Origin of the sequence: Streptococcus mitis (assembly GCF_047460035.1) — a bacterium.
Lineage (GTDB): Bacteria > Bacillota > Bacilli > Lactobacillales > Streptococcaceae > Streptococcus > Streptococcus mitis_DW.
In genome coordinates, this window is record NZ_JASHHB010000009.1 from 30,306 (window position 1) to 43,293 (window position 12,988).

Here is a 12,988-nt window from a genome sequence, read left to right on the forward strand (position 1 = left end):
AGCTCTTATTCAGCTGATTTTTTCTTCTTGTTAGCTTTCTCACGCTCTGCCTTGTTAAGGATTTGTTTACGCAAACGGATAGACTCAGGCGTTACTTCCATGTACTCATCGTCGTTCAAGAACTCAAGAGACTCTTCAAGGGTCAAGATACGAGGTGTCTTGATAACAGCTGTTTGGTCCTTAGTAGCTGAACGAACGTTAGTCATTTGTTTCGCCTTAGTGATGTTAACTGTCAAGTCATTTTCACGAGAGTTTTCACCGATGATCATTCCTTCATAAACCTCAGTACCTGGGTTGACAAAGATCGTACCTCGTTCTTCGATAGACATGATTGAGTAAGTTGTAGCCTTACCAGCATCGATAGAAACAAGGGCACCACGGTGACGACCACCAATTTCACCTGGAATCAATGGCAAGTATTGGTCGAAGGTATGGTTCATGATACCGTAACCACGAGTCATTGACAAGAACTCAGTTGAGTATCCAATCAAACCACGCGCAGGAACAAGGAAGACCAAGCGAGTTTGACCATTACCAGTTGAAATCATATCCAACATTTCACCCTTACGTTCAGAAAGGCTTTGGATAACAGACCCTTGGTATTCTTCTGGAGTGTCGATTTGTACACGTTCAAATGGTTCGCATTTAACACCGTCGATTTCTTTTACGATAACCTCTGGACGAGATACTTGAAGTTCATATCCCTCACGACGCATTGTCTCGATAAGGATTGACAAGTGCAATTCTCCACGTCCTGAAACAGTCCATTTGTCTGGTGAATCAGTTGGGTCAACACGAAGGGAAACGTCTGTTTGCAATTCTGCCTGCAAGCGTTCTTCCACCTTACGAGAAGTCACCCATTTACCTTCTTTACCAGCAAATGGTGAGTTGTTGACCAAGAAAGTCATTTGAAGAGTTGGCTCATCGATGTGTAGGATTGGAAGAGCTTCAACTGCGTCTGTCGGAGTAATAGTTTCACCGACAAAGATATCTTCCATACCTGAAACGGCAATCAAGTCACCTGCTTTTGCTTCTTGGATTTCACGACGTTCCAAACCAAAGAAACCAAAGAGTTTTGTAACACGGAAGTTTTTAGTTGTGCCATCAAGTTTAGAAAGGGTAACTTGGTCCCCAACTTTAACAGTACCACGGAAGACACGACCGATACCGATACGGCCAACGAAGTCATTGTAGTCCAAAAGTGATACTTGGAACTGCAAAGGCTCATCTGAGTTGTCTACTGGAGCTGGAATATGGTCGATAATCGTGTCAAAGATTGGTGCCATAGTAGCTTCTTGGTCAGCTGGATCATCTGACAATGAAGAAGTTCCGTTGATCGCTGAAGCATACACCACTGGGAAGTCAAGCTGGTCATCATCTGCACCAAGCTCGATGAAAAGTTCCAAGACTTCGTCCACTACTTCTGCTGGACGAGCTGATGGCTTATCGATTTTGTTAACAACCACGATTGGAACAAGATCTTGTTCCAAGGCTTTTTTCAATACGAAACGAGTCTGTGGCATTGTTCCTTCGTAGGCATCTACGACCAAGACAACACCGTCAACCATTTTCATGATACGCTCAACTTCTCCACCGAAGTCCGCGTGTCCTGGTGTGTCCATGATGTTGATACGAGTTCCGTTGTAGGCAACGGCTGTATTTTTAGCAAGAATGGTGATTCCACGCTCTTTTTCGATATCGTTTGAGTCCATAGCACGCTCTGCCAATTCAGTACGTGCATCAAGCGTTTCTGATTGTTTCAATAATTCGTCAACGAGGGTTGTTTTACCGTGGTCAACGTGGGCGATAATCGCAATGTTACGGATATCTTCTCTTAATTTTGTCATGATTTCCTCTATAATATTCAAAATTTATTTTCTAACTGAACGATTATACCATAATTTCAGGTAAATAACATAACTCAAGCAAGTGTAAATGTTTTCACTCTGCTTTTCTTTTCACGTCAAGCCTTTTCAAAGCAAGCTACTTATGATAAGATAGGCACAGTATGCGTTTAGATAATTTATTAGCCCAAGAAAAAATCAGCCGAAAGGCCATGAAACAAGCCTTACTCAGAGGAGAAATTCTAGTCGATGGTTGCCCTGCCCGCTCCCTAGCCCAAAATATCGATACAGGTCTACAAGAACTCCTTTTTCAAGGACAAATCGTTCAAGGCTATGAGCACACCTACCTTATGCTTCATAAACCTGCTGGTGTCGTTACAGCCAATAAAGACAGGGAACTTCCAACCATCATGGACCTCCTTTCGCCTGACATCCAGTCTGACAAGCTCTATGCCGTCGGCCGACTGGACCGAGATACGACAGGACTCCTCCTCGTGACCGATAACGGACCCTTGGGCTTTCAGCTCCTCCATCCCCAATATCATGTCGATAAGACTTATCGAGTTGAGGTTAATGGACTTCTGACACCTGACCATATCCAAGCCTTTCAAAAGGGAATTGTCTTTTTAGATGGTACTGTCTGTAAACCCGCAAGACTAGAGATTCTATCTGCAAGTCCTTCCTTCAGTCAAGCCTCTATTACCATTTCAGAGGGGAAATTTCATCAGGTAAAAAAAATGTTCCTCTCGGTTGGTGTCAAAGTAACCTCCCTCAAACGAGTTCAATTCGGTGATTTTACATTAGACACAGAACTAACAGAAGGCCATTACCGTCCTTTGAATCCAGAGGAATTGGAAATCATTAAAAACTATTTAGAAAAAAGTGGATAAAACAAAAAAGCTTTATGTTTAAAGCTTTTTGTTCATTGCTCATCTAAAAAATACTGCGACGGCTACAATCCAGTTAAGTACAGAAACCACAAGTCCTACGATGTTGAGAATTTTTTCTGTTTTATAGTCTAGTCTAGATTCTTTTTGGTATGAAAAAGCCAAGACCAATCCTATGATCCCCAAAATCAGGCCTACAATTGGAAATAACAAACCAAGAATAATCGACAAAATACCCACAAAAAGTGGATTTTTCTTCTTTTCTTTCATGTTCTAAGAACTCCTTAAATTTTATACAAATTAATTATACTATAAAACAATAGCTTCATCCTATCATTCGACTAATTTGGAAATAAGGTTAGCTAGTCTTCACTTTCCCTTTCCAAGAATCCAATCCATAAGAAAGGATATAAATCTCAGAAAAACCTTGTTTTTTCAAATAAAGGGCTGCATTTGTAACCCGTTGCGCACGTTGGTTTTCGTAAAGAAGGACAGGTTTATCCTTACGAAGAGCTGCAAGACTAGTTTTCAACTGACTTGAAGGAATATTGCGTGCACCAAGGATATGTTTTCTGTGGAATTCTGCTGGGTCGCGCAAATCAATCAATTGACCCGTACGAATCAAGGCTTCAAACTCCTCATTGTCTACAATTTTAGCCGCACGGCGAATACGAAGATAGTTAAAGCCCATCCACGCCAACATTGCTAGTATAAGTGCCCACAAAATCCAAGTAACCATTAGTTCTTTTCTCCATTTTTCTCAATATAATCCAATTCTACCTTGTGCTCTCTGCGAAGAACTGCTTCTGCCTCTAGATAGTCCAATTTGTCCATCAACCCTGCATCGTAAATCCGAGAGAGTTCCAACTTCATCAGTTCAATATCATATAAGCGTTTTCCCATGTAAACAATAATACCAAATCGTTTGAGGAATTGCTGCACATCATAGAATGTTTTCATAAGACTCATTCTAGCAAAATTTTGTGTTTTTTTCAAGAAGAGAATCACACAATGCCCCTGATTTTCCTATCTTCTTTGGCGATTCTGACGCAAGTGTGGTACAATAAAAACATGAGAATTCAACAATTACATTATATTATCAAAATCGTCGAAACTGGCTCCATGAATGAGGCAGCCAAGCAACTCTTTATCACCCAACCCAGTCTTTCCAATGCTGTGAGAGATTTGGAAAATGAAATGGGGATTGAAATCTTTATCCGCAATCCTAAGGGTATCACCTTGACCCGTGATGGGATGGAGTTTCTCTCTTATGCCCGTCAGGTTGTCGAGCAGACCCAGCTTCTGGAGGAACGTTATAAAAATCCTGTCGCCCACCGCGAACTCTTTAGCGTTTCGTCTCAACACTATGCCTTTGTGGTCAATGCCTTTGTCTCTTTGCTCAAGAAAAGCGATATGGAGAAATACGAGCTCTTCCTTCGTGAAACTCGGACTTGGGAAATTATCGACGATGTCAAGAACTTCCGTAGTGAGGTCGGTGTCCTATTTTTAAACAGCTACAACCGTGATGTTTTAACTAAGATGCTGGATGACAATCACCTACTGGCTCACCATCTCTTCACAGCGCAACCGCATATCTTTGTCAGCAAGACCAATCCTCTGGCAAAAAAAGACAAGGTCAAACTAGAAGACTTGGAAAACTTCCCTTATCTCAGCTATGACCAAGGGACGCACAACTCCTTCTACTTTTCAGAAGAGATTCTTTCCCAAGAACACCACAAGAAATCCATCGTAGTCAGCGACCGTGCTACCCTCTTTAATCTCTTGATTGGTTTGGATGGTTATACCATTGCAACAGGTATTTTGAACAGCAACCTCAACGGAGACAATATCGTTTCCATCCCACTGGATATTGATGACCCAATTGAACTGGTCTATATCCAGCATGAAAAAACAAGCCTGTCTAAGATGGGCGAACGCTTTATCGACTATCTCCTAGAAGAAGTCCAGTTTGATAGTTAATACTCTTTGAGTTTCATTGAGTATGAAAATACCTCTAAATCGAATAACTTAAAAACCTCAAGAACTAGCTTTCAACCCTAATTCTTGAGGTTTTTTCTCTAATAATAAATCAAGAGTATTTTATAAAATTTTATTTTTTAAACCAAAATATAGAAAGGATTAAAACAAGGACAAGTCCAGCTCCCACAACCAGTCCAAATACTGGGATTTTTCCAAATAGTTTTTGTTCTGGCTTTGTCTCCTCACTACTGTCTTGAGTTGATTCTGCCACTATATCGTCTTGTTTCGCTACTTCCTGTTCTGCTTTTTTCTCAATTTTCTTAGGACCATAAGTTGGATTTACAAAAGTTACTAGCTTGGAAGGTTTAGAATAGTCTTCCTCCCCTTCTTTTACTACCCACAATACATTATATAAAGTTCGCCCTTCTAGCACCATACCATGTTCGAGTCGATGACCAGGAGGCAAACCTCCACCTAAACCAACACTGAAAGAGAAAAAATCATTTTCCTGATCCTCTTTTAAGACAATAAATCCATTCTCACTCACTTTTTTAAGACGAGATAACTTCCCTCTAATATCTCCATCTTTAAATGTTCCAGTGAAGCTTCCGTCCTCTCCTAGAATAAGCGATGAAGCTCTACCAGGCTTAGTACCATTATTTGGCTCTTTATTAATCCAAATACCTACTAACTCAGAGGGCAAAGGAATTTCATCTCCAATTTTGGCATCGACAAGGGACTTGGGCATAGGAGGATTCGGATCCATATTATCTCCAATGATTGGGAGATTTAAGGAAGTATATTCAATAGTTGAGGTATCTATCTTTGTTTTAGAGTCAAGGTTTAAGTCATCTAAGTCACCTTCTCCTGCTCTAAATTCACCTTTTTTAATTAACGTTGGCTCCTTATTTTCTTTAGAAAGTTGGAACAATCTATATGACATAATCCCTGGAGAACTTTCGAACACTATAATACTGCCATCTGTGTAGGTATTAATAACTGTCCCCATCCTGAGACTTATATCCCAAAATCTATCAAATAAGGGAGTTGGGGTATTACCATTCATATAATATACTTCAAACAGTTCCCATTTTTCACCATTAGTAAGACCAATTAATAATTCATCAGTCCCATTTCTATCAATGTCTTTCAAAGCGTAACCAAGTCTATTAGCATTATTTTCAAATAGATGTTTGCTCTCCCACTTCTCAGCAATTTGTGGCAATAGTTGATTGTAGTCAGTACTATCAGCTTGTGCTGAATCCACTAGTGAAAACAAGCCGCAAAACAAACCCAAACAGGTAATTATTTTTATAATTTTCTTCATATTATTTCTAATTTTAATTTCACCTATATAAATTAATAAATATTATTTTGATGGTAATGGTTATGTGTGTGATAATGATTTTCTTGAACACGTAAATTTCTCAAGTAATCAACTGCTTCTTCTGTATTTCTACGGATTCCATCTAACTGCTGTAATTGCAAAGTTTGAACATAATTGTTGTATCTTAATGCTTGAAGCATTTTCTTAGTATCAATATATTGTTCCCTTTGTAACTGTAGCATTTCTTTCTGATAGTTCAACTGTAATTCTTTATACTTTGTATCATCATATAAATTTACTAGTTCCTTCATATTATCAGCTTTGAAATTTTCTAAAGCTCCGATAAAAAACTCTATAGCTTCTATGAAATAATAATCTTTGGGATACCATCCACTACCAAAAGCCACTAGAGCTCCTGCAGCTTCTTGCATCTCTATTTCACACTGCTGTTGCTCTTCCTTAATTTCTTGTTCACGTTTAATCTGTCTATTATAATCAGACTTTCTCATACCTGAATTTTTAATGAGTTGTTTATTATCATCATCAATTAGAGTATTAATGAAATCAACCCATTTAGGATACCAAATCTTACCTAAAATAGAAGTTTATAAAAACAGTCTAGGTTTCTTATCGTCAAGAAAACATGGAATAAATCTATAAAATGATGAATTCATCGATGTCTAGGAATTATGTTTGGACAGGTCAGTGATGCACAGATTTAGCTTAAAAGATTGATAGTGACTGAAATAGTTTTTTTAAATTGTTATTAGATTTAAAAGCTAAAATAACTCGTTTGGATTTGGCGTTGGATGATTATAATGCTGTTGTTGATTTTGAAAAGATAGAACGTAAATTAAAATCTGGTGATTATCGTTCATCTAAGAAGAGCTACAATGTCATCAAAGAATTTTATTTGATACTTAATTTGTTTATTGGTGTGTTTCTTCTATAATTTTACCATCTGCTTTATCAAAATCTATTACATTTCCTTTAGAAACTTCGGTGATGAGTAGATTTGCAGAAGATGGGCCTGAACGATATGAAACATAACCGGCATAGTATTTATCACGGATTTGTCCACTGGTCAGAGATGTGTAAGCATTATAATATGTCGGATCCATTTTTATAAGTTCTTGTTTAGTGTTATTCCCATTTGTTAGTACGCTAGCTGTAACTTTATCGTTTTCATAATTTTCTTTAGAGTTTTCTTCAGCTAACTTTTTAATTTCATTGATGTTTTTTCCCACAACCTCATCCATTGTAAGTTTTTCATCTATATAGTACCCTTTCAGTTTTCCGCTTTTTGTGATATAGATGTAGTTTATTTTTTCATCTTTTCCAGGCAGGTTATCGTTATTAGAATCATCCACATTATAGAAAACTCTCTCTTGATTGTCGTTCATTAATTGAGTGATACCTTTTCCTTTTGTATTCATAGATGATGAACAAGCTGCTAAACCGACACTAGAAAGTAGTGCGCCTAAGATAAGTAAAGTATTTCTTTTTTTCATAAGAGACTCCTAAATATTATTTATTTTTCCATAAAAGTATAACAGGTATTGTACAAATATTGTTATGATTTTTTATTATTTCCAAAATTTCCACCATTTTTTAGATGTTTCTATTAGTTTAGTATCACGATTATAGATGATTTGCTAAAAATTGGATATCTGCATATCTTTGCCTCATCATTTTCTCTATTTTGTTAGATGAATTACTTTCTAATAATACTGATTTCTCTTCCACTTCATTCTCCATCTTTTTTCTATTTTACTAAAAAACCTGCTATTATTAGTACATCCATCCCAACTACTACTGAAAAGAAGTTATTTAATCAATCCGTTTATTAGTAGCTTTAGCACCTTTTATAATCATTATTGCCGCAAAAATATTTATTAAAACACAGATAAAATATAGAATAGCTCCGTAACCTAATTGTGCTCTACCAACTATTTCATTCAAGAATGTAAAATGAATAAACAAACTAAATGCACTTAATAAAATAATGACAAGTGACTGAATAATTGCTATTACTCTTCTATTTACTATAAATAAAGATAATAATAAAGTGATTACAAATGCACCGTACCAAACAATAAATACCATAAATTGGGAAGGCGCATTTAGATAATCAACTACGTACTCACTTACCGGAGCTAGTGATTGATTACCTGATGTAACAACAGGCAATAAGAAAGTAATTAGGCCAACCAAACTAGCTAAAGTTATTAATTTTTTGAATTTCATTCATATTCTCCTTTTATACAATTTCCTAAGCCAGTAGCTTTTAAGGTACTGGCTTAGGCTGTTAATGTGTAGTCTATTTTACTCTGCTAAAGGTTTGATTTGGCTCTTGAAGATAGAGTTCTTTATCTTTTAACATATATTTTGTTTTCCCTATTTCTCTACCTTCATCGTCTGTGATTGTCAATACTTTCTTTTGTTTATCAATTTTCACTAATCTTTTTTCTTTGTCTCCGTCTGAATCTTCAGAGATGACGGTCCCAGAATTTCCTTTAATCACCATGACTAAATGATCACGTTTTGTTAAAATTTCATAAGTTCCATCTAATGGATCACTAGTTAATTTACGAACTCCAAAGAACAGAACAAGAAAGATAGCTAGGCTAATTCCGATAGATTGTAGAGGTTTTGTTTCAAATAATTTTTTAATTTTTTCAATGAGACCATTCATATCTAGATTTTCGATTTGTTTTCCAGCTTTATCTACAAAAATTGACGCCTCTTTTTTGAGTGCTTCTACTCTATCAGGCTTCTCTGTAACTACTTCATTAATTGATTCTTCCATTCTTTCCGTAGTCTCATCGACTTTTTCTACGGTCACTTCTTCAGTATCTTCGACTTTTTCTACGATTATCTCTTCGTTCATTTGGTTTTCATGTTTTTCCATTATTTTCTCTATTCTCCCAGTTCAAAAAAATTTATTTAACCCACTTACCTGAGCCATCTACTTTGTAGCCATCTGGGGTCCGTTCGTTGACTGCCATCTTACCATTTGACTTGAGATAGTAGTCACCTATCCATGTATTACGAGCATAGCTACCCTCAGAAGTTAGGTAATAATAAGATTGGTAGCTGCTATCATAGACCCACTCGCTCTTAGCCATTTTACCATTTGATTTGAGGTAATAGCTACCTACCCAAGTGTTACGGGCATAGCTACCTTCTGATGTTAGATAATAGTATGAACTATAGTTTTTATCGTAAATCCACTCACTCTTAGCCATGTAACCACCTGATTTGAGGTAGTAATTGCCTGACCAAGCATTCTAAACATAGTTACCTGACGCATTTAGGTAGAAGTAAGAATTGTACTGAACATCAAAAATCCATTGATTAACTACTTTCACACCAGCTTTGTAGTAAGAAGAACCTGACCAGCCAGTCTGAGCTGAGTTAGAGTTAGAGTTAGTAGATTGTTTTGGAGTTTCAGTAGCTGTTGGTGTCTCTACCTTCTTAATCGGATAGTATTTATATCCAGAGATTTTAAAAACTTCTGAACGTCCAAAGTAACGTTTTCCAAAATCATCTGAACTGTAGATATCTAGATGGTAGTTCCCATCTTTTACTGGGAGTATATTAATTCCCTGTCTTATCCTATTACTTCCTCCAAATCTTCCAAAAGTGTGTGAAGAAGCAAGTTCTCCAGTATCTTCATTAACTAGATCAAAATCAAGATATGTATTATCATTAGTTGTAGAACTTCTTTGAAGGTCAACCGAAAGTATAGTTATTTCTCCTGTCTGTATCAAAGTGATTTTCAAGGGATTCTGAGTATCCTTGACACTCATATCTGTTAAGGAATGAACCGTTGTCGGTTTAGAGGCTACATAACCTATTGACAATAAAGCACCGGCTAGTAAAGAAGAGGCCAACATTTTTCTGTTTCTCATAACAAAACTCCTTATATATTTCTATGTTTCAAAAATTTTATGATAACTATGAAAGTAAATATGATATTTTTCTAGTGTCAATCCTTTAAGTTCTTCTCATGTCATTTTCTCCTTTGATAGCTGATAGAATAGGATTGAGTGGTAAGTCAATCCTTGTTATACTAGTATAACAAGCTTCCTTTTTAGCTATTCTTTACCTTATCATACCATAATAGATATTTAAATTTTTCGCTATTTAAACTATAGTTTCAATCTTGTTCATAAAAATAAAAAATAGCATAGAATTCTAGTATTTTGTAACTATAGTTTTCTTTCTCCATTTTTTTCTCTAAATTTTTGTATAATAGTCTTAGAAGTATGTAAGGAGATTATTTATGGAAAATCTATACCCATTTGGAGCTACATTTAAGTACCTGCGCGAAGCACGAGGACTCAGCCTAAAGGAAGCCGCCTCAGATATCGTATCACCACAGTTCCTAAGTCAATTTGAAAAAGGAGAAAAAGGAATTTCACTTGAAAACTTTGCCAAACTTTTAATTGTTATCGGAGTTGAATGGAATGATTTTGTTCTCGCCTATGCAAATAAAGGTGGAGACTGCTTAGAATTACCTGCTATTGAATTTGGCAAGCATGTGGTCCATGAAGAAGATATCCTCACTTACATTGAAGAATACGAAAAATTATTTCATGTCTATCTAAAAGACAATCCACTTCAAGCAGAAATGATTTTTAAATCTATTAAATTAAGACATTATCCAACCATATCAAAGAGTCCAGAAACCGTTGCCAGAATTCAAAACATTATCAAGCATTTAATGAAATCGGATGTCTTTAATAGTATCGAACTTGAAATTTATCGTGTTATCGTCAATCATTGCCCGATGGAACTCATTGACCATATGACCAAACAATTACTACTTATGTACAAAGAAAGTGCTAATACTGACACCTACATACGTATTTTAAATGCTCTTACTTTCTCTGCAAAATACTTCTCTGAATTGGGCTACTATCAAAAGGCTGATGATATTATTAAAAAAATTAAATCACTTCAGACCTTCGAACGAGGCTATCTGGCTATTCCACTCATGTTCCTAGAAGTTGAACATGTTTACAATCAATTTAGATGGAATAAACCTGAGGCTATTCCTTTAGCGAAAAATCTATTTAATTATCTTCAAAGCGCAAAATTTATTGATCAGCAATACTACTCTAATTTTATCAATGCCTTCACCTATCACTGCCACGCATTAAATAAGACAGGTATTGATTTGTTCTAATCGTCAAAAAAGTTGCTCCATGTTAGGAACAACTTTTTTTATTTATAATTAAAAGTTTCCCCTGCCAACTTATCTGCTAGTTTGGGAAAGAGGGTGTAAAACTTATGGGCTAGGTTCAACAACATAGGGAGATTGAGTTCTCGTTTATTTTTACCTATAATCTTAACAATCTTTTTAGCCACTGTATCTGGTTCTAGCAGGAAACGGTCAACCGACTTAAGATAAGTCCCATCTGGGTCCGCTTGGTCAAAAAATCCTGTTCGGATTGGTCCTGGATTGACTGTTGTCACATAGACTCCATAGGGCATGAGTTCGAGGCGCAGAGCATTTGAAAAACCAATGGCCGCAAACTTGGTCGCTGAGTAGAGACTAGACTTGCCAGTAGCGATCAAACCTGCCATGCTAACAATATTGATGATATGGCCTTTTCTACTTTCCTTCATACGGGCCGCAAGGAGACGAGATAGATTCATCAGGGCAAAGGTATTGACCTCAAACATCTGGTGAATATCTTGGTCAGAAATCTGGTCAAATTCCTCAAAGATCCCGTAACCAGCGTTGTTTATCAAAACATCAATCTTGCCATAGCGGAGATAGAGGTCTGCTAGCAGAGTTTCTAAGGCTGAATCATCGGTAATATCGATTTCAATCAATTCTGCTTGTGGATGATTTCCGTAGAGTTGGGCTAATTTTTCCTTATTTCGACCAAGTAAGATGAGTTGGTCATTTGGCAGGAGTTTGACCATCTCTTGTGCTAGGCCACCGCTAGCTCCAGTAATGAGAATAGTAGGCATACTTATCCTTTCTCAATCTGTTAGATTTCCACTTCTTCCAAGTCTTTGACCACATGGACATTTTCAAAAACAGTTGCCGCATCTTTCTTGAGCTTGCTGATATCTTTTGAGAGGAAACGGGCACTTATATGGTTGAGCAAGAGGCGTTTTGCACCTGCTTCTACTGCGACCTCCGCTGCCTGCATATTGGTTGAGTGACCATGGTTGCGGGCAATTTTTTCATCACCCTTGCCATAAGTGGACTCATGGACTAGGACATCAGCATTGACAGCCAGACGCACACTAGCATTGGTTTTTCGAGTATCTCCAAGAATAGTGATAATCTTACCTGGACGGGGAGCTGAGATATAGTCAGCTGCCTTGATTTCAGTTCCATCTTCTAGAACAACATCCTGACCATTTTTGATTTTTCCAAAAAGCGGGCCAAATGGGACACCAGCTGCCTTGAGTTTTTCAGCATCCAAGGTCCCTTCTAAGTCCTTTTGCATGACACGATAGCCAACACAGAAAATAGTATGATCCAGCTCCTCTGCATACACCGTGAATTTATCGGTCTCAAGGATTTTTCCTAGAGAATCTTGGTCAAACTCATGAAAATGAATACGGTAAGGCAGGCGCGAACCTGACACACGAAGGCTGGTTAAGACAAAGGACTTAATCCCTTGCGGTCCATAGATTTCCAAATCTGTCTGCTCTTCATTGGCTTGAAAGGCACGGCTAGAAAGGAAACCTGGCAAGCCAAAAATGTGGTCTCCGTGCAAGTGAGTGATAAAGATTTTGCTAACCTTGCGTGGTCGAATCGTTGTTTCCAGAATGCGATTTTGCGTTCCTTCTCCACAGTCAAAGAGCCAGACTTCGTTAATCTCGTCCAAGAGCTTCAGGGCGAGACTTGAAACATTGCGGGCTTTAGAGGGCTGACCAGCCCCCGTTCCTAAAAATTGAATATCCATTCGATACTTTCT

Annotated in this window: 15 protein-coding genes and 1 pseudogene; 4 read left to right on the top strand and 12 right to left on the bottom strand. The window is 37.3% G+C overall.

Annotated elements, in window-relative coordinates:
* Positions 1–5 precede the first annotated feature (5 nt).
* A complete protein-coding gene (gene typA / locus QM956_RS08285) occupies positions 6–1,847 on the bottom strand; it encodes a translational GTPase TypA (RefSeq protein ID WP_000164111.1) in 1,842 nt (613 codons plus the stop codon).
* Between the two features lie 161 nt (positions 1,848–2,008).
* Here typA and QM956_RS08290 point away from each other — a divergent pair, with 161 nt between their 5' ends.
* Positions 2,009–2,734: a pseudouridine synthase gene (locus QM956_RS08290; protein WP_414302416.1), complete on the top strand. Its 726-nt coding sequence runs from the start codon at positions 2,009–2,011 to the stop codon at positions 2,732–2,734.
* A 39-nt stretch (positions 2,735–2,773) separates the two neighbouring features.
* Here the strand turns inward: QM956_RS08290 and QM956_RS08295 are convergent, their stop codons facing one another.
* From QM956_RS08295 to QM956_RS08305, 3 genes are all read right to left on the bottom strand, one after another.
* Positions 2,774–3,001 (bottom strand): hypothetical protein, encoded by a 228-nt coding sequence (locus QM956_RS08295; protein WP_000660077.1) that lies wholly within the window; start codon positions 2,999–3,001, stop codon positions 2,774–2,776.
* 88 nt (positions 3,002–3,089) lie between these two features.
* Positions 3,090–3,470 (bottom strand): rhodanese-like domain-containing protein, encoded by a 381-nt coding sequence (locus QM956_RS08300; RefSeq protein WP_000259256.1) that lies wholly within the window; start codon positions 3,468–3,470, stop codon positions 3,090–3,092.
* Positions 3,470–3,739 carry a YqgQ family protein gene (locus QM956_RS08305; RefSeq protein WP_020901947.1) on the bottom strand — a complete coding sequence of 90 codons (270 nt, stop codon included), beginning with the start codon at positions 3,737–3,739 and terminating at the stop codon, positions 3,470–3,472. Before QM956_RS08305 ends, QM956_RS08300 begins: the two co-directional genes overlap by 1 nt.
* Before the next feature lie 63 nt (positions 3,740–3,802).
* Between QM956_RS08305 and QM956_RS08310 the strand changes: the two genes are divergently transcribed.
* Complete coding sequence (locus QM956_RS08310; RefSeq protein ID WP_125454748.1) at positions 3,803–4,711, top strand: LysR family transcriptional regulator; 909 nt, start codon at positions 3,803–3,805, stop codon at positions 4,709–4,711.
* A 130-nt stretch (positions 4,712–4,841) separates the two neighbouring features.
* Here QM956_RS08310 and QM956_RS08315 read toward each other — a convergent pair whose 3' ends face one another.
* Together QM956_RS08315 and QM956_RS08320 are read right to left on the bottom strand one after the other, a co-directional pair.
* Positions 4,842–6,038 (bottom strand): hypothetical protein, encoded by a 1,197-nt coding sequence (locus tag QM956_RS08315; RefSeq protein ID WP_414302417.1) that lies wholly within the window; start codon positions 6,036–6,038, stop codon positions 4,842–4,844.
* A gap of 32 nt (positions 6,039–6,070) precedes the next feature.
* Positions 6,071–6,547: a hypothetical protein gene (locus tag QM956_RS08320; RefSeq protein WP_227325600.1), complete on the bottom strand. Its 477-nt coding sequence runs from the start codon at positions 6,545–6,547 to the stop codon at positions 6,071–6,073.
* Positions 6,548–6,798: 251 nt separating this feature from the next.
* On the opposite strand from QM956_RS08320, the gene QM956_RS08325 reads away from it, so the two are divergent.
* Positions 6,799–6,990 carry a replication initiation factor domain-containing protein gene (locus QM956_RS08325; RefSeq protein WP_157724736.1) on the top strand — a complete coding sequence of 64 codons (192 nt, stop codon included), beginning with the start codon at positions 6,799–6,801 and terminating at the stop codon, positions 6,988–6,990.
* Here QM956_RS08325 and QM956_RS08330 read toward each other — a convergent pair.
* From QM956_RS08330 to QM956_RS08345, 4 genes and pseudogenes are all read right to left on the bottom strand, one after another.
* Positions 6,968–7,549, bottom strand: a complete 582-nt coding sequence (locus QM956_RS08330; RefSeq protein ID WP_141230323.1) for a hypothetical protein — start codon at positions 7,547–7,549, stop codon at positions 6,968–6,970. The two genes, QM956_RS08325 and QM956_RS08330, sit on opposite strands and share 23 nt — an antisense overlap.
* Positions 7,550–7,868: 319 nt before the next feature.
* On the bottom strand, positions 7,869–8,285 hold the full coding sequence (locus QM956_RS08335) for a hypothetical protein (protein ID WP_414302418.1): 417 nt from the start codon (positions 8,283–8,285) through the stop codon (positions 7,869–7,871).
* Between the two features lie 73 nt (positions 8,286–8,358).
* A complete protein-coding gene (locus QM956_RS08340) occupies positions 8,359–8,949 on the bottom strand; it encodes a hypothetical protein (protein WP_084926674.1) in 591 nt (196 codons plus the stop codon).
* A 31-nt stretch (positions 8,950–8,980) separates the two neighbouring features.
* Positions 8,981–9,952: pseudogene (locus QM956_RS08345) on the bottom strand (choline-binding protein C).
* A gap of 374 nt (positions 9,953–10,326) precedes the next feature.
* Between QM956_RS08345 and QM956_RS08350 the strand changes: the two are divergent.
* The gene (locus QM956_RS08350; RefSeq protein WP_261015937.1) at positions 10,327–11,232 is read left to right on the top strand and encodes a helix-turn-helix domain-containing protein; all 906 of its coding nucleotides are present in this window, start codon (positions 10,327–10,329) and stop codon (positions 11,230–11,232) included.
* A gap of 38 nt (positions 11,233–11,270) precedes the next feature.
* On the opposite strand, the gene QM956_RS08355 is transcribed toward QM956_RS08350, so the two are convergent.
* On the bottom strand, positions 11,271–12,026 hold the full coding sequence (locus QM956_RS08355; RefSeq protein WP_414302419.1) for an SDR family NAD(P)-dependent oxidoreductase: 756 nt from the start codon (positions 12,024–12,026) through the stop codon (positions 11,271–11,273).
* A gap of 20 nt (positions 12,027–12,046) precedes the next feature.
* Positions 12,047–12,976, bottom strand: coding sequence for a ribonuclease Z (gene rnz, locus QM956_RS08360; protein ID WP_261125936.1), 930 nt, complete (start codon positions 12,974–12,976; stop codon positions 12,047–12,049).
* Positions 12,977–12,988 lie beyond the last annotated feature (12 nt).

Excerpts from the sequence above, each read along its gene's own strand:
- QM956_RS08320 (WP_227325600.1), bottom strand. The coding sequence starts at position 6,547 with ATGAGAAAGTCTGATTATAATAGACAGATTAAACGTGAACAAGAAATT.
- QM956_RS08310 (WP_125454748.1), top strand. The coding sequence starts at position 3,803 with ATGAGAATTCAACAATTACATTATATTATCAAAATCGTCGAAACTGGC.
- QM956_RS08290 (WP_414302416.1), top strand. The coding sequence starts at position 2,009 with ATGCGTTTAGATAATTTATTAGCCCAAGAAAAAATCAGCCGAAAGGCC.
- QM956_RS08350 (WP_261015937.1), top strand. The coding sequence starts at position 10,327 with ATGGAAAATCTATACCCATTTGGAGCTACATTTAAGTACCTGCGCGAA.
- QM956_RS08300 (WP_000259256.1), bottom strand. The coding sequence starts at position 3,470 with ATGGTTACTTGGATTTTGTGGGCACTTATACTAGCAATGTTGGCGTGG.
- QM956_RS08315 (WP_414302417.1), bottom strand. The coding sequence starts at position 6,038 with ATGAAGAAAATTATAAAAATAATTACCTGTTTGGGTTTGTTTTGCGGC.
- QM956_RS08355 (WP_414302419.1), bottom strand. The coding sequence starts at position 12,026 with ATGCCTACTATTCTCATTACTGGAGCTAGCGGTGGCCTAGCACAAGAG.
- rnz (WP_261125936.1), bottom strand. The coding sequence starts at position 12,976 with ATGGATATTCAATTTTTAGGAACGGGGGCTGGTCAGCCCTCTAAAGCC.
- QM956_RS08330 (WP_141230323.1), bottom strand. The coding sequence starts at position 7,549 with ATGAAAAAAAGAAATACTTTACTTATCTTAGGCGCACTACTTTCTAGT.
- typA (WP_000164111.1), bottom strand. The coding sequence starts at position 1,847 with ATGACAAAATTAAGAGAAGATATCCGTAACATTGCGATTATCGCCCAC.
- QM956_RS08340 (WP_084926674.1), bottom strand. The coding sequence starts at position 8,949 with ATGGAAAAACATGAAAACCAAATGAACGAAGAGATAATCGTAGAAAAA.
- QM956_RS08335 (WP_414302418.1), bottom strand. The coding sequence starts at position 8,285 with ATGAAATTCAAAAAATTAATAACTTTAGCTAGTTTGGTTGGCCTAATT.
- QM956_RS08295 (WP_000660077.1), bottom strand. The coding sequence starts at position 3,001 with ATGAAAGAAAAGAAGAAAAATCCACTTTTTGTGGGTATTTTGTCGATT.